The sequence below is a fragment of the Scytonema sp. PRP1 genome (assembly GCF_036697665.2).
GTDB classification, from domain to species: domain Bacteria; phylum Cyanobacteriota; class Cyanobacteriia; order Cyanobacteriales; family Nostocaceae; genus Kalymmatonema; species Kalymmatonema gypsitolerans.
In genome coordinates this window covers 1-22,289 of sequence record NZ_JBAHYJ020000001.1, presented here as the reverse complement: position 1 = coordinate 22,289, position 22,289 = coordinate 1, and the positions used below count along the sequence as shown (strand labels likewise).

The 22,289-nt window shown below is 45.0% G+C and carries 16 protein-coding genes and 1 pseudogene; 3 read left to right on the top strand and 14 right to left on the bottom strand.

Translation table 11 applies throughout. The features are described from left to right. Positions 1 to 131 precede the first annotated feature (131 nt). Complete coding sequence (locus V5G28_RS00085; protein ID WP_332987803.1) at positions 132 to 1,316, top strand: RNA-guided endonuclease InsQ/TnpB family protein; 1,185 nt, start codon at positions 132 to 134, stop codon at positions 1,314 to 1,316. Between the two features lie 393 nt (positions 1,317 to 1,709). Further along, positions 1,710 to 1,952, top strand: coding sequence for a peptidoglycan-binding domain-containing protein (locus V5G28_RS00080; RefSeq protein ID WP_332987802.1), 243 nt, complete (start codon positions 1,710 to 1,712; stop codon positions 1,950 to 1,952). A gap of 410 nt (positions 1,953 to 2,362) precedes the next feature. Here V5G28_RS00080 and V5G28_RS00075 read toward each other — a convergent pair whose 3' ends face one another. The 11 genes and pseudogenes from V5G28_RS00075 to V5G28_RS00025 all read right to left on the bottom strand — a co-directional run bounded on the left by V5G28_RS00075 (position 2,363) and on the right by V5G28_RS00025 (position 19,204). After that, positions 2,363 to 2,818, bottom strand: coding sequence for a chemotaxis protein CheW (locus tag V5G28_RS00075; RefSeq protein ID WP_332987801.1), 456 nt, complete (start codon positions 2,816 to 2,818; stop codon positions 2,363 to 2,365). Further along, positions 2,818 to 5,976, bottom strand: a complete 3,159-nt coding sequence (locus V5G28_RS00070; protein WP_332987800.1) for a hybrid sensor histidine kinase/response regulator — start codon at positions 5,974 to 5,976, stop codon at positions 2,818 to 2,820. Before V5G28_RS00070 ends, V5G28_RS00075 begins: the two co-directional genes overlap by 1 nt. Before the next feature lie 431 nt (positions 5,977 to 6,407). Further along, positions 6,408 to 10,550 (bottom strand): GAF domain-containing protein, encoded by a 4,143-nt coding sequence (locus tag V5G28_RS00065; protein WP_332987799.1) that lies wholly within the window; start codon positions 10,548 to 10,550, stop codon positions 6,408 to 6,410. A gap of 299 nt (positions 10,551 to 10,849) precedes the next feature. Beyond that, positions 10,850 to 11,380: a chemotaxis protein CheW gene (locus V5G28_RS00060; protein WP_332987798.1), complete on the bottom strand. Its 531-nt coding sequence runs from the start codon at positions 11,378 to 11,380 to the stop codon at positions 10,850 to 10,852. A gap of 68 nt (positions 11,381 to 11,448) precedes the next feature. Then, complete coding sequence (locus V5G28_RS00055; protein WP_332987797.1) at positions 11,449 to 11,841, bottom strand: response regulator transcription factor; 393 nt, start codon at positions 11,839 to 11,841, stop codon at positions 11,449 to 11,451. Positions 11,842 to 12,099: 258 nt separating this feature from the next. Further along, positions 12,100 to 13,464: a response regulator gene (locus tag V5G28_RS00050; RefSeq protein ID WP_332987796.1), complete on the bottom strand. Its 1,365-nt coding sequence runs from the start codon at positions 13,462 to 13,464 to the stop codon at positions 12,100 to 12,102. Between the two features lie 728 nt (positions 13,465 to 14,192). After that, positions 14,193 to 14,438, bottom strand: coding sequence for a hypothetical protein (locus V5G28_RS00045; protein ID WP_096561893.1), 246 nt, complete (start codon positions 14,436 to 14,438; stop codon positions 14,193 to 14,195). A gap of 183 nt (positions 14,439 to 14,621) precedes the next feature. Next, positions 14,622 to 16,478 (bottom strand): annotated as a pseudogene (gene ftsH4, locus V5G28_RS00040) (ATP-dependent zinc metalloprotease FtsH4). A 90-nt stretch (positions 16,479 to 16,568) separates the two neighbouring features. Continuing rightward, positions 16,569 to 16,757 (bottom strand): phycobilisome degradation protein nblA, encoded by a 189-nt coding sequence (locus V5G28_RS00035; protein ID WP_332987795.1) that lies wholly within the window; start codon positions 16,755 to 16,757, stop codon positions 16,569 to 16,571. A gap of 539 nt (positions 16,758 to 17,296) precedes the next feature. Further along, a complete protein-coding gene (locus V5G28_RS00030; protein ID WP_096561890.1) occupies positions 17,297 to 17,518 on the bottom strand; it encodes a hypothetical protein in 222 nt (73 codons plus the stop codon). Positions 17,519 to 17,806: 288 nt separating this feature from the next. Beyond that, entirely contained in the window at positions 17,807 to 19,204 is a 1,398-nt protein-coding gene (locus tag V5G28_RS00025) for an RNA-guided endonuclease InsQ/TnpB family protein (RefSeq protein ID WP_336229229.1), read from the bottom strand. A gap of 67 nt (positions 19,205 to 19,271) precedes the next feature. Here V5G28_RS00025 and V5G28_RS00020 point away from each other — a divergent pair, with 67 nt between their 5' ends. Continuing rightward, complete coding sequence (locus V5G28_RS00020; protein WP_332987793.1) at positions 19,272 to 19,445, top strand: hypothetical protein; 174 nt, start codon at positions 19,272 to 19,274, stop codon at positions 19,443 to 19,445. Between the two features lie 226 nt (positions 19,446 to 19,671). Here V5G28_RS00020 and V5G28_RS00015 read toward each other — a convergent pair whose 3' ends face one another. The 3 genes from V5G28_RS00015 to V5G28_RS00005 form a co-directional block, all read right to left on the bottom strand. Beyond that, positions 19,672 to 20,034 carry a pentapeptide repeat-containing protein gene (locus V5G28_RS00015; protein ID WP_336229227.1) on the bottom strand — a complete coding sequence of 121 codons (363 nt, stop codon included), beginning with the start codon at positions 20,032 to 20,034 and terminating at the stop codon, positions 19,672 to 19,674. A gap of 614 nt (positions 20,035 to 20,648) precedes the next feature. Further along, positions 20,649 to 21,608, bottom strand: a complete 960-nt coding sequence (locus V5G28_RS00010) for an orange carotenoid-binding protein (RefSeq protein WP_332987789.1) — start codon at positions 21,606 to 21,608, stop codon at positions 20,649 to 20,651. Between the two features lie 63 nt (positions 21,609 to 21,671). Then, entirely contained in the window at positions 21,672 to 22,187 is a 516-nt protein-coding gene (locus V5G28_RS00005) for a response regulator (RefSeq protein WP_332987788.1), read from the bottom strand. Positions 22,188 to 22,289: the final 102 nt, after the last annotated feature.

Below are 22,289 nucleotides of genomic sequence, written 5' to 3'. Positions count from 1 at the left end.
AGCGTAATTTGTTCATCCTACGCTCTGTAATCCTAATATGTAATTCTTTTTTTGCCATTAATGTGACACAATAGCGACACATTAATGTTATCATAAATTCAGTTAAGAAAAACAAGGAGGTGAAGGGCGCAGTGCTAGTTTTAGAGTACAAGGTGAAGGGTAAGAGACAACAGTATCAAGCTATTGACGAAGCTATCAAAACTACTCAGTTCATCCGAAACAAAGCCATTAGATATTGGATGGACGCACCGAAAGAGCAAAAAGTAGACAAGATTGCTTTGAACAACTATTCGACGGCACTGCGTAAAGAATTTGAATTTGTTAAAGAATTGAACTCAATGGCTTGTCAGTCTGCAACTGAAAGAGCATGGTTGTCTATTGCTAGGTTCTACGACAATTGCAAGTCTAAGAAACCAGGCAAAAAAGGCTTTCCACGTTTTCAGAAAGATAACCGCTCAGTTGAATACAAGACTTCAGGATGGTCATTGCACCCGACAAAACGACGTATTACCTTTACTGATAAAAAAGGTGTTGGGGAAGTCAAACTGTTAGGAAAGTGGGACATTCACACCTATCCTGTCAAGTCTATTAAACGAGTTCGATTAGTTCGTAAAGCTGACGGATATTACTGTCAGTTTGCAGTTGATATTGAGGTTAAATCTGAACAGAGAACGGGTAACGGTGAAATCGGCTTAGATGTAGGTCTTGAATATTTCTATTCTGATTCCAACGGTCACCATGAAGAAAATCCTAGGTTTCTTCGTAAAGCTGAGAAAGCGATTAAACACGCTCAACGTCAGATTTACAAGAAAGAAAAAGGGAAGAACCAACGACGGATAGCGCGGGCTAGATATGCTCGGAAGCATTTAAGAGTAAATAGGCAGAGGAATGAACACGCGAAGAGAATCGCGCGTAACTTGTGCAAGGCTAACGCCTTAGTCGCCTATGAAGCCTTGAATGTGAAAGGCATGGTAAAAAATCATTGTCTTGCCAAGTCTATTAATGATGTAGCTTGGACTCTATTTCGTCGTTGGTTAGAATATTTTGCTGGCAAGTTCAGTACCACCGTAGTAGCCGTCAATCCTCGAATGACATCTCAAAAATGTAGTGATTGCGGTGCAATTGTGAAAAAGTCTCTTTCAACTCGTACACATAAATGTAACTGTGGATGTGAGTTGCAAAGAGACGTGAACGCAGCTATAAATATTCTCAATCTTGGCAAACAAGCTAGGGATGGGCAATCCCGAAGTAACGCTACAAGAGTCGGAACCGCTACGCTAATTGGGGAAACCCTGTTAGAGCAAGTTGCGACGTAGAGTGTAGAATCCCCGTGCGTTTACGCCGGGGAGTGTCAAAGACATATTTATATAAAGGATGCCATCTTCTTTCAGATACTGTAGTCTGGCGCTTTTTTGTTCTCGTTTACACTTATGTCCAAATGTAGTCAATTTGTAGGTTGATATTACCAGGCGATCGCCCTCATACACATTCAAGATTACCAGAAAGACAGCCCTTTCTTACGCCCATGCCATGAAAGGTATAAATAATAACTAAAAATTGTCAAGGGGGTTTTGCAGTAAGGTTGTAGAGTGATGCGGTCATTATCTAAATTTTAATTACACTGCATAACTAAATTTTGCGAACACCTATTAAAACTAGAATGGAGATTTTGACGCGATAACCTTTTTCTTTCAGAGGAGTTAAAACTTATGTCAGGACAAGCTGTAGGTTCTGTGAATATTCCTAGGTTGAGTAAAGGCAATCAGGGTGAGGCTGTCAAGATTTTGCAACTGCTTTTAGACAATTTTCATGGCTACTCAGTTGCAGTTGACGGCATTTTTGGTACGAACACAGAAAATGCTGTCAAAGACTTCCAAAACTCCCGTGATTTTGTAAATGACCCTCCAGGAGTCGTGGGTAATCAAACTTGGGAGGCGTTAGCTAATAGATAGTAGGCTGGTTGCAAAAGACAATTGGATGAAAATGAAACCACAGATGGACACAGATAAATAAGGGATTTCCAAGAAATAAATTATCCATCTTGTGGGGGAGCCAGCGCTGCAGGAGGGTTTCCCTCCGCAGGCGACTGGCGTTGGGCGTCCCGCCCGCCCAGTTAATAGGACGGGCTAGAAGCCCATCCCACAAGAAAAAGTTTGCCTCGTTCCCAGCCTGAGGCTGGGAATGCAGCCTTAGGAGGCTCTGCCTCCCTTAAGAGCGTTACTAGCCGCTTCAAGGGCATTTCTAGGTTCCACCTGGAAACGAGATTTTAGAAGGATTTTAGCTTAAGTTGACACCAATGTCTACCTTTATATCCCTACCAAAATTATAGAAATTTTTCTTTTTTTTAGTACTTGAGTATTAGTTAAACAGGGTTTGCAATACACTTTAAATCGAGCAGAAATATTGTTTTTATATCCTCTTTTTGGGATAGGACAGCGACATGGCTGACCATCTGCATCATAGGTTTGCTATGACTGCTAAATTTTGGTAGTGAACGAATAGTTAAGAGTGGTAATTCCACGATATCGGGCGGTTCATCTACCGAAATTGCATAGAGTTCCCCTTGGGAATCGTGTGTAACCACCATAAAAGATGGATTATCCACCGAGTGATGTAAACCATCTGAGCCTAACTGTTCATGCAAGTCCAAAACCTTAATCATGTACTTGCCTATCTGAACTAGCCCCATTGTTGTTAGCTTTTTACTGTTTGCAGGTGAAAAATTCACCACCTTCAGCACATCGCTAATCGGGAGCGCTAGGAGATAATCTGCAATTTTAAAAACAATAAACTTGCCTATCTGTGACTCGTCGTCCATTACTCTCTCCTAGCAACAACTTCAGTATTTTTTTCCAAGATATCTGCCAGTGTCTGCAACAGCATATGCTCTAAATAAGGTTTGGTAATATAAGCGTTTGCCCCCAACTGGGAAGCAAGTAGGCGGTGCTTCTCACTACTTCGCGAAGTCACCATTACTACAGGAATATCAGCCAAAGCACGGTCTCGCTGACGATTTTTCAGAAACTCAAACCCATTCATACGTGGCATCTCGATATCGCAAAATACCAACTGGATGTTTGTATGGTATCGAAGTTGTTCAATCGCTTCGTAACCATCTTTTGCTTGAAGAACCTGGTAGCCAGCCTTCTGTAAGGTTAAAGCCAGAGTTTGGCGTACTGTAATTGAATCATCCACTAAGAGAATAGTTATCTTTGGTCTTTCCTCATAGTCTGAATTTGGTGATTCTGGTAACGCAGCACGAGCTGAGGATAATAATCGCGGCTGCTCTATCGAGTAAGTGAGCATGACGGGTGTTGAACTAGCTAAATTGCTATTGGTACGATGATCGGTTTGCTGTTCAGACAAAGATTCCATCAATGTTGATCCATCGAGTACCAATGTCAGGCGACCATCAGCAAGAATACAGCTGCCGTAGATGTAGCGAGGTGGTGCAATCATAGCCCCTAAGGGACGGATAACCAATTCTTGGTCACCAATGAGCTGATCTACTTCTAGACCGAAAAGTTTATCCTGACAACGAATCAGAATAACGGGCATCCCCTGTTCTTTAGAACGGGAATGCTTAGTCTTAAACAGTGAGGGTTGAGTGACGGATGAGGAATAATTTAGGGCTTTCGTAAGTTGGTAGATGGGAATAAGTTTCATAGCAGCGCCCTTACCCCACTGGAGGACTTTGCCTCCTTCCCAGGAGCGAATCTGCTGTGCTGTAGGAATAAGAATTTCCTCGATAGAATTGACAAACAAGGCGTAGGTTTGGTTGCCTGCTTCACACAGCAGTAAGTTGGCGATCGTTAAACCCAAGGGAATTTGCAGTCTGAACATTGTGCCCTGATTCGGTTGAGAATAAACCGCAACTGAACCTCGGATTGCTTGCAAATGAGTGCGAACCACATCAAGACCAATTCCTCGCCCGGAGAGGTCATTAACACTAGAAGCTGTAGAAAAGCCAGGTTCAAAAATCAACTGCGTTAGCTGGGCTTCATTGAGACTGCGAGCTTGTTCTGACGAGACAAGTTGAGATTCTACCGCCTTGGCACGAATCTTTTCAAAATCTAATCCATGACCATCATCGCGAACTTCAATCACCAAGTACCTGCCCTGATGGTAAGCACAAATTTCAATCTCACCTTTCTCTGGCTTGCCCCGTTTTTGGCGACTTGTGGGCAATTCAATTCCGTGGTCAAAAGCATTGCGAAGCAGATGCAGCAGGGGATCATACAGTTTTTCAACCACTGCTTTGTCAACTAAGGCGTCACTTCCACGGAAATTAAGAGTTACCTGCTTTTTGTGTATTACTTCTAGCTGGCGTAAGATACGGGGAAAGCGTTCAAACAGATCTCCCAAGGGCAACATCCGGGCTTCCATCAGAGAATCACGGGTATTTGTCAACAACCGACGTTGTTTTTCCAAAGTCTCCTGAGATTGCCGAGCAAACATTTCAATGGCGTCGGTAGCTTCTCCTAATTGCACGGCGTCTTCTAGAAGCGACTGAACGAGGTTATCGTACTTGCTGTAACTAGTCGTTAGTTCTAGAGAATCGAAACGTCCATTATCCTGCCAATTGCGAATCAACCACTGTTGTTCTGGGACGCTGAAGTGGCGATCGCCGTAAGTCCTGCCGACAGGCTGCGCCTTAGCGTAAGCTCCCACCGGGTGAAGGTACGCTTCGCGTTCCGCAGGAAAGGCGGGGCTTTGCCCATCGCTTCGCGATCGCTCTGCGCCATTACCTTCTCCTGATAAAGACGCTACGCGCCGAGAGGGTACGTCCGTAGAACTTACGGCACTGCGATCCGCGCAATCAGATAAATCCTGTAACTGATTCAGTAACTGCTGATGCTGAATCAGTTTTGTGAGGAGTACTCGAACGCTAGCCGACAGTTGTTCGTTCTGGAGAAATTGGCGATTTTGGTTTGTTAGCAATTCTCCGATCAAGTAATTCAGTTGTTCTAAATGCTCAACATTAACCCGTACGGTACGAGTTGAGGAGGAGATGGCAGGCGGAGCAGGTGCGGGGATGAAAAGATGGGGAGATGAGGGCAGATCTGGTTCATTGGTCATTTGATCATTCGGGGCTGATTCCTCACTATGTAATTCAGTGTCAAGTGTAGTTTGAGTGACCGACTTTTGAGCATGAATGGGTGCATCTTGGCAATCTTGGGGTGAATTGTGGAGTAGCCCCCCCAGTTGTTGTAATGCTAAGGATGGTTGACCCCCTTGACTTCTGTCGCCATTTAGCACGGCTGTTCGTGCTTCTTCAAAGTTTGCCAGAGCAACGCGGGCAATAACTAAGGCTTGCTCAGGATAGTTGTCCAAGCCAGCAAGTACCGCCTGAGCTATAGCTTTGAACCCTGGTAAATTCAAAGATTCAGCTAAACCAAGGAAAACCTCTGCCTTAGTCCTAAGCGTAGTGGCAATCTGTTCGGGATCACCAGTGGCTATAGCAGTAGCGAGCTGGTCTAATCCTTGGGTGACTCCGACTTCAAAGATAGACTGCGTCAAGTCAAAGCCCAATTCTTCGGAACTGGGAATGTGATCTTCGTGACTAAAACAGTCTCCTAACTTCTCTTGCAGTTCGGCAAAAATAGCAGCACTTTGGTTGAGAACCTCAGTATCATTGACCAAACCTCCTGTCAGTTCAGTCATTAAGGGTAAGCATAAACACTCATAAGCCTTGAAGAGTAGAGCTTCAATTTCTTGGTCAATCAACAAGTCCGGTTTGCAGATAGCTCTAAAAATATCTTCCAACGTGTGAGCCACGGTATTAATCGTTTCCAAACCGATGCTGGCTGCTGCTCCTTTAAGCGTGTGAGTCGCACGCATCAACGTATAAACTTTGTTGATACTGAAGTTTTCTCGAAGGCTAAACAGTTCTTGTTCTATAACTTGCAGCAGTTCCGGCGCTTCTTGGAGAAAGTAGCGGTAGCTTTGCTCGTAAATGGTTGGGTCGTTAGTCATAAGTTATTAGTTATTAGTTATTAGTTATTAGTTATTAGTTATTAGTCATTGTAGAGACGCGCTCTCATGAAAGCGTCTGTACATATTTGTCATTAGTCATTAGTCATTAGTCATGAGTTATTAGGGAGTACCAAAAAATAAATTATCTATTATGTAGGGTGGGTTAGACGCACGACACTTGAGATTTTACATGATCACTAAAGTGCGCCGTAACTGAGATTTTGCAAGAGTTGCAACAGTGAGTCGGCGAAGCCTCCAAACCCTCGTTACCAGGTTCAACCTGGTAACGAGATATTAGAGCCTCTGGCTCTTGTTGGGTGCAAGATCTGAGGTAACCCACCATTATTTCCTACGTCACTACAAATTGGAATTTTTTTTACTTGGAAATCCCTTAGCACTTAGACAAAAGACAAATGACTAATAACTATTAATCAATCAACCTTGAACTGGTCAGCACTAGCCTGGAGATTTTGAGCCATTGTTAAAAGTTCCTCAAAGGATGTGGAAATTTCAATTGAACCCTCTTTGGTCTGGTTAGCAATAGCTGCGACCTCTGTCATGGTTTGTGTTACTGATTCAATCTGCTGACTCTGTACCTGTGTTGCTTGGGTAATACCCACCACGAGTTGGCTAATTTGGGTTGTGGCTGCAACGATGTCGTTCAGATTGTGACGAGCTTCGTGTGCCTGTGTTGTTCCTGTTGCAACTTGCTGAATGGCATTTTCCATTGCTACGGAAACCTCTGCTGTGCCCTTTTGGATTTCCTGAACCAGCAGTTCTATCTCAGTAGCGGCTTCAGCAGACTGACGCGCTAAAGAACGTACTTCATCAGCGACAACGGCAAAACCGCGTCCGTACTGTCCGGCTCTGGTCGCTTCAATCGCTGCGTTCAGCGCCAGCAGTTGAGTCTGAGTCGTAAAGTTGCTAATCAAATTCACGACCTTGGAAACCTTTTGAGAAGATTCCGAGAAGCGCTTGAGGCGCTTACTGGTTTCCGCCACTGTCTCTCGGATGTCAAGAATGCCGTCCACAGTGCGGTTCATTGCCGCATCTCCTTGCTGGATGGTTTGATTTGCCTGTTGAACTGCCAGTTCCACCTGTTGAGCGTTTGTTGTTACGGCTTTCGTGGAATTGACCATCGTTTGGATTTGCTCCAAAGCATGAGTTAGCGACTGAAACTGCTGCTGTGCTTGGGTGGATAAACCAACGACAGAAGATTCGCTTGCTTGAGAGGTTTGGGCGAGTTTCCTTGAAGCTGTCTGCACCTGCATGACGATTTTTCGTAAACTTTGCAGGGTGATATTGTAGGCGTCGGCGATCGTGCCAACTTCTCCTTCTGTCACGGGAGCTCGGACTGTCAGGTTACCTTGCAGTGCCGGTTGCACCGCCGACAGCAACTGCATAACCTCTTGTTGAAGTTGCTCTTTTGCTGCTCTTTCCCTGGCGCTTGCTTCTGTCAATTGCTGTGCCTGAGTTTTCAGTTTCTCCAAGTATTCTGCTTGTTGTAAAGCAAGACCAATTTGCACGCCTACCTGAGCTAGTAAGTTGACATCTATCTGCTCCCAGTGACGCGGTGCATCATTTTGATAAGCTCCTAATAGACCCCAAAGTTGCTCGCCCTTAAAGATAGGCGCAATCATGTAAGCCTTCGTTCCCCATTGTTCTAGCATTTCGATGTGGCATTCCTGGTGCCCAGAAGCTCGGAGATCGTCTACGCTGAGAGTTTCTTTGCGGCGATACCGACCGCCCCTGGTTTCCTGAAGATAGGTATCTTCGGCTCGACCTAGCTCAGTTCCTGCAACTTTGACCCAATCGCTACCAAAATCCTCGACCAAAAATTCACCACTCCAGTCAGGATCAAAGCGGTAGATACCTACCCGGTCAGTTTTCAACTGTCTGCGTAATTCCGTTACAGCCATTTTTAGCACATTATCAAGTGAAAAATTTTCCTGAATCAGAGCTAACCCGACTCTATACACCAATTTGCTATAAATTGTTCCCTGTTCGACGGACTTGGCTAATCGTTGTGACTGCACACGGAGTTCCTCAATATACTCCGCCTGCTGCAAAGCGACTCCTAGTTGAGAGCCAATTTGAGCTAATACCTTGACTTCACCGTCTTCCCAGTGCCGTGGTCCGCTGTGTTGAAACGCCGACAACAAACCCCACAGCTTCTGCCCTTGGAATATAGAAACCACTACGCAGGATTTGACTCCAAACTCCTCTAAGGCTTCTACATGACAATCAGTCAGATTAGCGTTGTAGATATCATGCACGACATAAAGTTCATTGTTGCGGAATCTGCCGCCCTGGTGTTCGTTCAAATAGGGGTCTTCCCAACCACTGCCGACTAATTTAGGCAATCCCCCAAACTCCGACTCTACGATAAAGTCGCCGAAATAATCCGGACGAAATTTATAAATCGTTACTCGCTCTACGTCCAGAAGTTTCCTGACTTCTTGGGTCGTTGTCTTGAAAATGGTGTCAATGTCTGAAGTCTGGCGAATCTTGTTGATAACTTTGGCTGCTGCTCGTTCTCGGTCTGCAGCTTTAGCTACCTGAATGGATTGCTCCTGTAATTGTTTCAGGTACTCGGCTTGTTGTATGGCTATCCCCAGTTGATTGCTAATTTGAGTCAGAACCCTGATTTCACCCTCTTCCCAGTGACGCGGGCTGGAGTTTTGATATGCTGCTAACAGACCCCAAAGCTTTTCTCCTTTAATAATCGGAGCAATGACATAGGCTCTAGCTTGATACCGCTCCAAAATGTTAATGTAACAAGGCGAAAACCCTGCTTGGTAAATATCGCTGACAACCCTAACCTTTGCTTCAGTGGAAAACTGTCCTCCTTGTGTTTGTTGCAAATAGGTATCTGCAACACTAGTTTTTGTCCCACCCAGAATTTTCACACTGCACTCGCTGACATTGTCTTGCAGGAGCGGATTGTCTAATTGCTCCCGCATCAAAGATGTCCATCCACTGGATACTGATTCGGCAACAAATTCCCCACTCCAGTCTGGCTCGAAGCGGTAGATAACCACACGTTCTGCTTTTAACAGATTTCGGACTTCATGAATTGTCGTCTTGAAAATAGTGTTGATGTCTAAGGAAGCCCGAATTTTGTCGAAGACCATCGCCAACGCTCGCTCCCGTTCTGCAACTTTGCTGATCTCAAAGGATTGCTCCCGTAGCTGCTCTAGGTACTCCGCTTGCTGTAGCGCCACGCTAAACTGCGCTGCAATTTGCTTGGCAAAGTCAATTTCATCCTGCTGCCATTGACGTGAGCTACTGCATTGATGAATGCATAACAATCCCCACAGTTCACTTCCTTTAAGAAGCGGCACAATCAAGTTTGCCCGGACTTGAAACTGCGACAGAACCTCGATATGGCAATCGCTCAAGTTTGCATTGTAGATATCAGCAACCGCCTGAATTTGTCCTTTGGCGTAGTGCGCGGCATATTGTTCGCCAAAGCAGTGGTCGTGAACTTTTGCAGCCAGCGCTGAACTATAGCCTGAGGTCACATCTTCAGATACAAATTCGCCATCATCAAAGCCGGATTCTGGATCAAAGCGAAACACCCCTACCCGGTCAGCGTTGAGGAGTTGTCGGACTTCTTTAGCCGTTGTCTTGAAGATTGTCTCCAGGTTCAAGGACTGGCGAATTTTCTCTATCGCTTTGGCTATGACTTTTTCGGTCAGCGCCTGTTTTTGCTGTTGGGCGCGAAATTCTGCTGGCTGTAAGAGTACAGTGAGTTCGGTGACAATCTGGGAAAGCAGGCTAATTTCAGCTTCTTGCCATTGGCGGGAACCAGAGCATTGATGAACCACGAGCAAGCCCCACACTTGCGAGGACACACAGGAGTGCGAACCTCGGTTGAGAGAAGTGTCCGTCCTCTCTATCAGAATTGGCAGACTCAAGCTAGCTTTGACCTGAAACTGTGTGAGCAGTTGCAGTTGGTAGGGACTCAGAGCTGTTTCGTGGATATCATCTAAGGCTAATACTTGCTGTTGCTGGTAGTTTAGTTGATTTTCATAGCCATTGGCGATGCTAACAGAGGAATCAGCCCAAAGGGCGATGCTCCCAGAGGGAGCCGCCCAAAGGGCGATCGCACTCAAGGACTCCCCCAGACTGGGAGTATAACCAGCCATCATCGACTCTGCCAGCACCGTGCCCTGGTTTTCTGATTGGAAACGGAAGATCAGCGCCCGATCCACTTGTAAAACCTTACGAACCTCAGTTACTGTGCTTCTCAACACAGCGTCAATATTTGCTGCTTGGCGCATCCGACTGACGATGGTGAATAACTTTTGCCGCTCGTGCTTGAAGTTTTGTTCGCAAGCGACAGCCAGATTCGCCTTAAACTGTGTTTGTAATTCTTGAACCCACTTTTCCAAATGGAGAACTTTCTGGTGAGCTTCTGGTTTGATCGGTCCCACCTGTTCAAGGTCTGCTTTGATGGCACTCACTAATTCCAAGGCTTGGTGTGGATTTAACCCAACTATTTTGCCATTGCCATTCTGCGATGCGGAATTGAATGTTTGCTCGCTTTGCTCAAAATCCTGTAAGACCATACCTAAATCCTTGGGGTTTATATCCTTATGTTGATCAACTTGGTTTCTACGGTTATTGAAATAACCGGAAAAGTACTTAGAACTCAGGAGGCAGAATAAACAATTTCGTATTTGAGTATTTGGGTGAAGTTTTGCTTCTCAGTAAGTTTGCAAGCCCATATCGGGGGCATGAAAAATTCTTTATGCAGCTTAAATTCCCCAAATTTCATCCCTGGGAACCCAACTCGTGTGTTCTGCGTTCTGCCCAAGCTGAGTTCTTCTTAAAATCTTCTTAAAATCTTTTTAAAAGATATAAGACTTCAAGAAACTCCTGTTTGGTGTATCTGCCATAAGTGATACTGAGTAATACCTGTGACATCCAAAACAGTACTGCCATTCGGCAAAGCGCCTAGAACAAAAGGTAGGAGTTTGGGAGGAAATAAGCCCGGTGCCGATCGCTGCAGTTGTTGCAAGTCGTGTAACTCAATGTCATCAACTTGCGGCACTACTAGACCTACAGCATATTCGTTGACTGTAACGACGATCGCTACAGGGGTTCCCGCAGCAGTCAATGGAGGATAACCAACAAGATGGTTTAAGTCTAAAAGCCACAGCATTTCTGTGCGCCAATTGCAAATTCCCAAAACGCAACTCGGCATTTCAGGAACAGGTAGAATTTCTGCTAAATTGACCTGGATAATTTCTGCAATTTGCTCTAGAGGTAATAGCGCACTCTCTTGAACTCCAAGGGGAAAGCGAAGCAATTTAGAAAGGTTGGTTTCTGGGGGGAGTGGGTCTAGTCCTAATGCGTCAAGACTAGCCACTGCTAGTACAGATTCAAATGTCTGCATAAATTCAAGAGCGATAATTCCTAATTAATAATTTCTATGTGATTAACAAGATAAAGAATTACGAAACACTAAATTATGCGCCCACTCCACTGCTGGAAACCTGAAGTCAATTGCTGGATTGTTTGAACTAGGTGTTGCTGGTTTACCGGCTTAGGTATATAAGCATCAGCTCCCAACATCGTACCCCAGAGTTTATCAGCTTCGGTTCCTTTGGTTGAACATATTACCACTGGAATACCCTTGGTATTGGCATTAGTCTTGAGTTCACGGCACAATTCAAACCCACTTTGCCCTGGCAAAATGACATCGAGCATCACCAAATCTGGTGTCTGCAATTGCAGTTTTAACTGTGCCTCCTCAACGCTTTTAGCGGTGAACACTGTTATCCCTGCTTGTTTGAGGTAAAGCGTTAACACTTGCATTTCTGTTAAGCTATCTTCAACTAAAAGGACTGTAGTCATAAAAAATATTTCCGTAATACAACACTATTCATTTTTTAGTAATCTTCTACAAGATTAATGAAAATCCGTGAACTTTCATTAAATAAAGGAAAATGATTTTAGCTAATTTTTCATGATACTAGCTATTAGCAATCAAAGAAGAGACTTAGTTAATAAGAATGCTATTCTTTGTTTTGCTTGTCTTAGATTTGTTTTTTCAGTGAATAATGCATGACTGCTTGTTAACTCTCAAAGGATGTCAATCAGAACATTTACAAACTAAGCTTGAACTGTTTGTAGAGTTTCCAATTGGACAGGCTTGGGAGTTGGTAGATGCTTTTGTAGGATTTTGAGTACCTTCTGTGCGGTAATGGGCTTTGCTAAAAACCCAGAAGAGCCAACCATTTTTGCACGCACCCTATCTACTATACCGTCATTGCCCGTAAGAATAATCACAGGCGTGTTCTTGAAAGCCGAGACGCGACGAATTTGAGTACAAATTTCATATCCGTTGGCGATCGGCATAACCAAGTCTAAAAAGATGAGGCTTGGTTTGTACTCTAGCAATATCGGCAGTGCTGTGACTGGGTCTTGAACATTAACAAAGCGATAACCCGCTTGAGCAAGAATGTTACCCATCTTCAGGGTATCGCTATGGCTGTCATCAATGTGGGCTATCAAGGAACCAGTTTCTTCAGGTTGAACCAAGTTTACGGGTGGAGAGTTAAAGGTTGACTGAGAGTGAGTGGCTTGAACCGGATGAACGAAATCGTATTCCTCAACCTTAGTGGATCTTGTCAACTGTGGAGTCAGCTGGGGATGAGTTTCTATTAAAGGCTTTGACAAGCGTTGACCTGACGGAGCCAGTATTCTGTTATCTATAGCACCATTAGCTGGGGTTTGTTTTGCGGATGAGGGCGAGGATACCGCTACTGCAACTGGAGTCGGTAAGTCTGGGATGGTTAAGAGTTCTAGAATACCTTGGTCAGCCAGATTCTGTATGACACTTGCCACGGTTGTCAAATTTTGTCTCATCTGTAAGGCAATATCCCAAATGGTGTTTTCACCATTGACGAGTTGGCTGAGGCTGAAGAAAGTTTTAGAAGTCGTTAAATTTTGCTCATTCATGGGCAACTTAAAAATCGGTGCCATGTCAGGGCAAAGCGTTCCTAAACCGATATTTTGCCATTGCTTGCACAGATCAACGGCTGCTTGTAACGATTGCTTTACCTCTATTAAGGCAATTGGATGTACTTTTTTGGGCAACCAAAGGCTTCTTAACTTTGAATGACCTACTAGGGTAAATAAAACCTCATGAACGATTTTGCTAATAATGCTTTTTGCCTGCGTTAAGGTCAACTGATTTTGATTCATACCCTCCTGAAGCAGGCGATATTCCCATAGTTCATCCTCTTGCCTATGAGGAGCATCAAATTTCACGCTAGGGCAATCTTGCGTCACTGCTCTGTGCCAACGCCGAACGCGGTGAACTCCTCCCGTAGCATATAGCAAACGTCCCAAGAATAAATATAGATGCCACTGGTTATCGCCCGACGACAAAATCAGCTCTCCAGTTGCTCGTTGCTGGCTTAACACTGCTAACCTTTCGGCAATATTCGCAAAGCTTGGAAATCCTGGCTGCATTACGTAATATCCTTTAATAAAAAGTTACCCAACAGGTAAGCTGCACCCAGTTGTTCCCAACTTCTAGCCTTCGGTTTTTACCGTTAAACAGCAATACTCCGGCTATTTTACTTATAGTAGACAAGCGTAATAGAAGGTTATATCAGTAATATTACGTAAAAAAAACCATTATATTTTAAATAATTGTAAACGGAATATTAAAAGTTGGTGAAATAAAAAGATGAGTTGATTTAGTTCACCCTATGAGTGCAAGAAATGAAGCAATTTAGAGCAATATATTTAACACTTATTTACAAAAGACTTATTTTCCTAATATCTCAGCATTTTACTCAAAAAATGCGAAAAACAACGATATTAGCTAACTATGCTCATAAAATGTAGTGCAAGGATCTTCCAGTGAACTACCCAGCACCGACCCTAACGTCTGTCGGTGTGGGCTTCTGACTTCATCGACCGTTGCCCCTTGCCCGCCCTTACGGGTAGGTGCTCTTACACAGCCTCCATCAGCAAGAACGGGGTTCCCAAGTCCATAGATAATATCCGAATACCTTCTTTTCTGATGTCCATCCCCACCCTACTTCATAGAGGGTGGGGACTTCCGCGAATCCGTTAAATATTTTGGATTTGAATGTTTTGTAACTTGTTCGCCATCATGAACAATAGCAAAAACCCGAACCACCAAGTTAGGGGTTCGGGAGAAAACATGGTATTAATTACCTCTCAGGCACTCAACCAGGGAAGAAAGTCTGGAGAATCAACGTTCCACTAAATCCTGACGTAGCAACCGCTAACAAGATACTGGTAAAGAAAAGACCTATTTGAGGGCTAGAACCTAGTTCCTTGTCTTCTCGACCACCTGTAAGGAACAAAGACCAAGCTTGGGACGCATTGATAGTCTTAAAGCTATTAAAGTCAGGTCTGAAAACAACAGAACCAAATAGCTCGGGAGATTTGAAATTTAAGTTACTTGTCATGTAAATAACTATAACAATATTGTTGCCAAATAGCTAGTTTTTTGATAAATAAAAATGACTATTTGACTGTCGTTTTTGGTAGAGAGTTGCTTCACATAAGGTGCGAAGCAAGCTACACAAGGTCAGCGCGACTTTTCAGACATCTTCTAAGCAAAACAAAAATCGACGTCTGCGAAAATCTAATCACTGGGTCGCAGTTTGAACCTGGCTCAGCAGACTGTGCAGTTTCTCACCCTCGATCACTTCTGTCTCTAAGAGTTGAGTGGCGATCGCCTCGAGTAAGTCTCGGTTAAGCTTGAGCGTATCCAAAGCTTGCTGATGAGCCGTTTCCACAATTTCCTTCACCTCGCGATCAATCGCCTGTGCTGTTTCTTCACTGAGCATCCGACGGGGATTAGGCGCACCATCACCCAGGAACATGGGTTGCTGTCCCTGCTGGTATGCCAAGGGACCTAAGATTTTGCTCATTCCATAGGTCGTCACCATCCGCTCTGCCAGATCGGTCGCCCGCTGCAAATCATTAGCTGCACCCGTAGTGATGCTGCCAAACACAATCTCTTCTGCTGAGCGTCCGCCGAGCAGAGTGGCAATCTGCCCCGGAGTTCCGCTTCGTCCATGAGGAACCGATCTTCCGTTGGCAGTTGCAGCGTGTAACCCAGCGCTGCCATACCACGGGGTACGATGGAGATTTTCTCGACTCGACCATTTCCCGAAGTCAAGGAACCGACCAGAGCATGACCGACTTCGTGGTAAGCCACAATTTTCTTTTCCTTGTCGTTGAGAACACGGCTTTTCTTTTCCAGACCTGCTACCACTCGCTCGATCGCCTCGGCAAAGTCTTCCTGAGCGACGTAGGAGCGTTGATTACGGGCTGCTAATAGAGCCGCTTCATTCACCAGGTTTGCCAGGTCTGCTCCGGCAAAACCGGGGGTGCGAGTGGCGATCGCCTTGAGATTCACATCCTCACCCAGCTTCACCTTCTGAGCATGGATTTTGAGAATTGCCTCACGATCTGACAGATCAGGACGATCAACCAAAACTTGACGGTCAAATCGACCAGGACGTAAGAGGGCAGGGTCCAAGACTTCAGGGCGGTTGGTTGCTGCCAGCACGATCACGGTGGCATCTCCAGCTGCAAACCCATCCATTTCTGTTAGCAACTGGTTGAGGGTTTGTTCCCGCTCATCATTGCCGCCATAGAACCCGCCACTGCTGCGAGATTTGCCGATCGCATCCAGTTCATCAATAAACACGATGCAGGGAGCTTGCTTCTTCGCCTGCTCAAACAGATCACGCACCCGGGAGGAACCAACCCCGACAAAGAGTTCCACAAACTCAGAGCCAGAGATACTGAAGAACGGCACGCCTGCTTCCCCTGCCACCGCTTTAGCCAGAAGCGTTTTACCAGTTCCCGGCGGACCCACCAGCAGCACCCCCTTGGGAATCCGTGCCCCAATCTGGGTATAGCGGTCTGGAGTCTTGAGGAAATCCACAATCTCAACCAACTCAGTCTTGGCTTCCTCTACCCCAGCCACATCGGCAAAGGTCGTTCTGCAGATTCCCCCTCCACATAAACTTTGGCTTTGCTCTTACCAATCGAGAGAACACCTTGGGGTCCGCCACCACCTCGACTAACAAAAAATTGCCAGATTGCTACAAAGATCAGGGGTGGAATCACCCAGCCTAGAAGACTAGTAAACAGCCATTCTTCGGCGGAGGGGCAGCGGCAAACTCAACACCCTTCTGTTCTAACAACTTGGGCAATTCCAAATCAAAGATGGGTGTCGTAGAGAACACAGGTCCAGCCTGGTCATTTTCAGTTTTCAATTGGAACCGAATCTCGTTTTGACCGACTTGCACCCGCTCGACTTCTCCTGACTGTACCTGATGGATGAACAAGCTATAGGGGACACCGGGAATCTGGGGACCTAAGACAAAAGGCAATATAAAATTTGCAATCAGGAACAAAGCTGCCAACGCCAGAAAAATGTTACCGATCAAGCGCGAACGAGGGGGAGTACGTTGTTCTTTAATCGGCATGACTATCACCAATGTTCATAATGTGAGATGTTTTATTTAGCAAAAGTGTTTGACTAATGGGCGGTAAGGTTGCAGTAAAGGCAGAATTGCTCATTCACCCCCCTTTCTTACCAACGCTTCGAGTATATTCTTTGTAATCATCAATTGGCGGACGATTTCTAACAGGCTTGCCCGTAACTTTTCTGGGGGAATTTCCTTGACTTGCTGGCTATAAAGTACCAGCTTAAACTCTTGTTCAATTGTCAAATCAAAGTCTTGAGGCTCAAGTGTGGGAAGCATAGGCTCAGATCCTTTTTTTATAGTCTTCTACCGAACAAAGCCCAAGTTCAGCAGTTCCTGGGGAGATGCCAGCAAATCGATCGCCAGGATACATCGCAGCCCCAATCGTGATTTCACTTGCAACAGTGCTAAAAAATCTAGTAACCCTAGAGAGGAGTTAACCGGGTGTAGGGTGACTGATGTTTTATTGATTTTCCTACAGCATGAGTGGGTGCTGTTTCATTTCTGGGGTTATTTGTTTAACTACAATATAAAAAGTAACAAAAGTGTCAAATCTGAATTCCTTTTTTCCGGTCTGGTTTTTTAAACTGCTATTTTCTGACATCGCCAAGAATCATTCTTGAGGATACCACTTTGTTTAACCTTGAGTGCGATGGCGCTCTGCGCCCGCCTTCTTGCGATTGCGCTCTCTTGCGTGCCCTTGGCAATCGCCTGACGCTGGAGTGATGTGCACCATATTGACGACAAATTTGCAATTTCCTTAACCTGTCACGGATGGGCTACAACGAGGGACAAAAGTAGCGTAGCTAGTTCTGCACTTAGATATGTCCCAAGTCCCAAACTGGCATTTCTTGATAACAATGGCTACAACGCCAGTAAATACCACCTACACTCATATGACGGAGTAAACCGTATGAGCAGCAAGGGCAACGATGCTGACTCCACATAGGTAGCCAGGTATATGTAGTTGTATTTCCTTGGTTGTTATCAGTTATAGTATGAGTCAGTAATTGGCTCGATTCCTTTAATAAAGCTTGCATTTTTTTATCTCCTTTGTATTAATGTCCGACTCATATAATGATTCTCCAATCGAGGTTACTTTAATGTGATCAAAGTGTTTAGGGTATATGGTGAAGTTCAATTTCCTACAAGCCAGTCAACAGACCAATCACGCCTGGTCAGGCGTGAGCCTGAGCTAGGAGCGAAACGTCTGTTGCTCGTTTGTCTGGATATTGATTAAAGCTAAACCGAAGCTCATCCATCACGTACTTTTTGGATTTGATGGCGTAGTTGTTCAGCAAGAGCGAATTATTCAATCAGTGAACTACCTACACCGCTCTTCGAGTCGGTGTAGGCTTCTGGCACGTCAATAGCGTTTCCAGAACTTCCTTCAAGGTACTATTGGTAGTAGAGGAACTTACCACTAGATTCCCTTTACGGCGTTTTATCGTTGGGAACAGTCCCAGCCCAACGCGCTTTACGTTAATCGATGCGTTAACATCGCGGTCAACCCAAAGCGATTCTGTATCATCCCAGTACTCGCGTATACTACAATCTGTGAAAATGAACTCGTCACGGTATGCGAGCAATTGAGATGTGTATGCAGGTTTTACTGCTATTGTCCTAGCCCCAGCTTTCCCGGCTATGTATTCTAGGATTGTGAAAAACTGTCCAAACGCAGCATCATTCCAGGATTTGTTTAACCCAGACTTAGCTGATTGACCGTTTGGAAGATACTTTCCATTTTCGTCTTGCTTAGCTTTGTTCCGTTTAGACAGAGCTTTAAGATTCAAATCTTCGTGTACGAAAACTTTCTTGTTGGTGCGTACTAGTGCGTGAGCGGTCTTAAATGCATGGTCAATTCTAGCTCTAGCGATGCGTTGATGCTCTCGCGCTTCACGTTTAGCTAATTTGCGACGCGGTTTACTACCTTTTTTCTTGGCTGATTTACGTTTGGATACTTTAGTTAGTCGTTCTTCAGACTTCCTGAAGGACTTGAGTGCTGGTAACTTGGTATTCTCCGAAGTTGCCAAATAGTCATCTTCATTCAACACCGCGTCCAAGCCAAGTGTATTATCCCAAGTTGGTATTACCTCGTCTGGTGTAAAAATAGGTATGCTAGGGTCTTCTAGACAGATAGTAACGTACCAGCCATCTGCCTTGCTGGTTAACAATGCGTTCTTGAGCGTAAAACCGTTAGGAAGAGGACGGTGTAAACGTACTTTCACCCAACCATCAAGCTTTGAGAAAGACAAGAACAACCAATTCTTTTCGATACGCTCAACAGTTATAGCTTGCCCTTCTATACGCATAGTGCGGTAGCGCGCTGCGTTCTTAAAACGTGGCTTCCCGCTGCGATTGCCATTGCTGTCTCCTTTAATGAAACGAGAAAAAGCCAAATCAACTCGCTTGGAAACATCTTGTAATGTTTGAGATGGAACACGAGTAAAGTCAAGCAATTCACCAGAATGTCCAACTATAAATAAGTCTTCCTTAATAGTAGGAAGTTGTTTCTTTTGAGAGTAGAAATCTGGATTGTCCCGTAATTGTGGCAATGGACAACTGATTATCGAACAAGAATTAATAAGATTGCGATTATTTTCCCACCAATCGAATCTATCTCCTAGTTGCTTGTTGTACCAGTATTGACAAATTCTCAACCAACTATTCAGTTCTAATTTTTGATTGGTATTTGGATAAGCACGATACTGATAATTAAGCAACAAAGGAACTCACCTCCTTGTATTTCTTTCCTTATCTGCTTATATTTAGCTTAGTCCCACTAGCTTTGTTATGTCAATTAGGAAAGGTAAAAAAGCAGTAAAAAATGTACCTTTGTTTCATGATGAGGTGAAAACAAGACATCATATCTTGTTAACTCCTACTGCATGGCAAAGATTGCAGCAGTGTGCAAAAGACCAACGAATAAGTGTTAGTGAACTCATTGAGCGTTGGGCGATGGATTGATAAAAACTCGGACACCCTCTCATCTCAACTGGCTGTGCCAGTTATTAATCAAGGGTGTACCTCGTTTTTATCCGGGCATTCATCCCACGCTCCCCTATCGGGTGAGACGTGCGGCTTCTGCCCGAAATAGCTAAACCGCTTTCTATAAATTCTGCTAACTCTTGTTAGCGCGGTGCTGTTGATTCAACAGCACCGCTCTCACCAACGGCAGATTTCTTGTTAGGTGTTAGCTAAAGAAATAATTGGCAGACTCTAAGCGATCATTGTGCATTCTCCCATTAGGCATTTTTGCCCCCTTCAAATTAGCGCCGCTGAAATTGGCTCCTTTGAGTCCAGCCCAGTTTAAATTAGCACTGCTTAAATCTGAGTTGCTCAAGTCTGCGTTGTTCAAGTGCGCCCCACTCAAATCTACCCCACTCAAATTTGCTTTAGCTAGGCTTATCCCTCTCCAGTCTGCCTGTCTAAAATTTCTTTCGCCGGCTGCATATCGCCTTAAAACTTCATTGGCATCCATATTGGTTGCCTCGCAACGTGTAGCGTTCTCGCTGTTTATGTGTTTATTATAACTCACAATCTCTTGCTCTAACATTACAAATTGACTAGTACGTCGAGGGCGGAAATAAAGCTACCATAAAAGACCATAACTTCTCCTGTCGGAGACGCTGCGCGTGCCTTCACCCGGTAAGCGCAAGGCGCCGAAAGTGCCTGCGCTTTGCGCTTACGGGTATCTCCTGAGTCCTTAGGGACACGCTGCTTTGTATGCCTGCGGCACGAAGAGCGCTTACGCACTCACCTCTGTCGGGAAAGCCGTCATTCGCGCAGCGTCTCACCGGTACGCGTCTACAAAATAGACAAAAAGCTTACTGTACAAGAATTCTTACCTTCTACCATCTGCCCTCTGACGAAGTGTACTAGAGCGATCGCGCTAGCAATGTTTGAGATTTGTGATTGAAGAGGACACGGAGACAAAGGGACACGGAGACGCGGGAAACCCCACGGATAAATCCGGAGAGAAGTTCCGTGCGGGGGTTCCCCCCGTTGAGGAAACTTCGGGGGGATTCAAGCAAGCAAGAATTTCTTTTTTCTCCACGGATAAATCCGGGGGCTTGTAACCAACAGATGTGATCTTGAGAGATGTCGCGCTCATGAAGTCTCCCTCTCTCCGCGTCTTTGCGTCTTCTTGGTCAACTTCAGGAAGCTCTTCTAGCGTACCAAGCCCAAGTTCAGCAGTTCCTGGGGAGACGCCAGCAAGTCAATTCCCACAAAGAAAATCTTGCCTTGAGAATCGAGCAAGAACCGCCATGCTAGGTTTATGCCGACACTGTCACTAAACCAGGGAGTTTGCACTTTACCCGTCACTTTAATCTGGGTAAACCCTCCTTCCGCAGGCTCAGATACCCCCCGCTCAGGTATCAGCTTGAGCCCGTAGCATTCTTCACGCATATACCTAACGATGGATTCATGACCCACAATTGGTTCTTGGAAAGGGGGTTGCAGGGCACCGTCTTCAGCAAATAAAGCCACAGCTGCTTCAAAGTCAAAGGCATTCATATTCTCCATATAGCTCAGGACAGTAAAGTTGTCGATGCCCTCAATGCTGACTTTAGTTCGGGGTGCGAGATCTTTAGGTGGAACCACAGGTTCTTTGACTTTTTGAGTGCCAACAGTTGGGGCATACCCCATGTTGATCACAATATCCTGTAATACGGCGAGTTGCTGACCCCCTTCAAGTTGACGGATAGCTTGGAGTACACTTGATGCCTTTGCAGACAGTTTATAGCCTTCTGGAATCGGAGCAACGATTTCCTCTTTCATCCACTCGCTTAACTGATACCAGAAGCCCAACTTGACATTCGTGCCGAAAGACGAATAGGTACGGCAGATGTCCGTGTCAGTATGGTTAACGAGATCGCACATAACTTGCGTTTGCTCCAAATCAGGCATCTGCTTGATTTGAGTCAAGGTTTTTTCTGCAAAGACCATGTTGACTACCTGCATAGCAGCGGGAGTGATTGTAACTCCCATCTCGGTATAGGCAAACCAAAGTAAAGCCAGCTGATCCTCAGCACTGAGTTGATTAAATGATTCAACGGTCGCTGGAACCGCATTAGCAACTTGAGTGTCAGGAAAAATGGAGCGTGCAGACTCGATAGTAAATGACATTTTTCAAAATCTCCAGAACGTTTAGGACATTGATTTGTTAGTAGTGTTTCAAAAATGGTGATGCTAATTTGGCAATGTTAGATATAACTGCTTTTCGAGACTTAGATCACTATGTCTAGGGACATTACCCAAAATGCGTTGAGCGATGACGTATGAGGACTCTTGGCAAACCACTAAACAGGCAAGCACAGCAAGGAACTCATCAAAATTCAGGGGTTTGGTGAACCACAGGTCAAACCCGGCACACAGAGCACGTTGAAGCATCTTTTCATTGGCATAGCCTGTTACAGCAATGGCTAGCACCACTTCCCCTCGCTCTCCCGCTTTGGTTCTGACTTGTTGAATCAGGGCATAGCCATCCTCGTTTGGCAAGGCAATGTCACTCACCAGGACATCAGGTTGCCATTGCACAAATATTTTCAAAGCTTGCTGGGCTAAAGATGCCGTTTGCACCTCTACACCATAGGGTTGCAGCAGCAGGATGATCAAATCGCAGAAATCGACATTATCGTCTACAACGAGTACTCGCAGCCCTTGGAGGGATTGAAGATTAGTAGGAAATCTATTATTTGGATACATCGCAGCCCCAATCGTGATTTCACGTGCAACAGTGCTAAAAAATCTGGTAACCCTAAAGAGGAGTTAACCGGGTGTAGGGTGACTGATGTCTTATTGATTTTT